The organism is Dysgonomonas termitidis, from assembly GCF_042654545.1.
GTDB lineage: Bacteria > Bacteroidota > Bacteroidia > Bacteroidales > Dysgonomonadaceae > Dysgonomonas > Dysgonomonas termitidis.
Map to the genome: position 1 here is coordinate 325 of NZ_JBHSGN010000053.1, position 1,090 is coordinate 1,414.

Below are 1,090 nucleotides of genomic sequence, written 5' to 3' on the forward strand. Positions count from 1 at the left end.
CGGTATGGCTCGAGGTGCAGCGCCGCTTCAGGGTTCCCTTTATCGTTTTTATGGACGACGTGTTCATCTGTACGGAGTCGCAGGAACAGGCTGCGGATATCTACGCCTTCCTGCAGAATACGCTATCCTTCAGCTACGACCTGGACCTGAACACGGAAAAGACGCAATCGGGCCGTTTTTCTGACAAGGCCGTCGAATTCTGCGGCTGGCGCTTTGCAGGGGGCTATGCCCGTATCTCCGACGCGAAGATCACCTCTTTCCGGGAGCGGCTGACACCGGAAATAAACCGCTGCAGGGGTATCGCCCCGCACGCGTTTTTTAAGCGTGTCAACAGGAAGGTAGACGGCTTTGCCAACTACTATAAGCATGGCGATGTGGGTAAGCAGTTCGAGTCGCTCGACGGCTTTGTAAGGCAGGAAGTACGCCGCTGGCTGGCCGCTGAAGGGCGGGGACGCAGCTATTCGAACAGTGATTTGCACACCTTCGGGCTGCACAGCTTCGAGCTGGCTTACCGCCGATTACGTGAGCGCTCGCCCAAAGACAGGGCACAACTGAAACAGCCCACACCGGACATCGACGTCCAACCGGCCGACAGCCGGCTACAACGCCAACAATTGGAGCTGACCTCTGTGATCGACACCAAGCTGACCGAGATGCTGTCCCTGCAACGACAGCAGGTGAACCTGCTAAAAAAGATCGTGGAAGTAGAAGCCTACTGACGGATGTTCCGTCACCCGGAAGCAGGATGAACAGGATACGATTTGCCGGGACGATCAGGAAGCGGATACAGCGGAAGCTTGAACGACTGTAATAAGATAAAAAGTAAAAGTAAAAGAGAGTAGGATGAGAAAAAATAATGCTTATAAGAAAATGCAACGGTTCAGGAAACGAAACAAATGTATAGCGATGGCATACATCAAAAATATGCCGGATAAAATGGCCGGTCGAGACATATAAAAATAAAAAACAAGAATCCGGGAAGAATTGATAAAGGATGACCCGGCGACTATTAACCCTTCAGCATGACGAAAATGAAACATTGGAATAACATAATACCGCTGCTTTTGTTGCTGCCTATACTGGCCGCCGT

1 protein-coding gene is annotated in these 1,090 nt (G+C 51.5%); it reads left to right on the forward strand.

The window, feature by feature from the left end; all coding sequences use genetic code 11:
* The coding region (locus ACFO6W_RS06485) for a group II intron maturase-specific domain-containing protein (RefSeq protein ID WP_379994586.1) at positions 1-719 on the forward strand (719 nt) is incomplete at its 5' end.
* Positions 720-1,090: the final 371 nt, after the last annotated feature.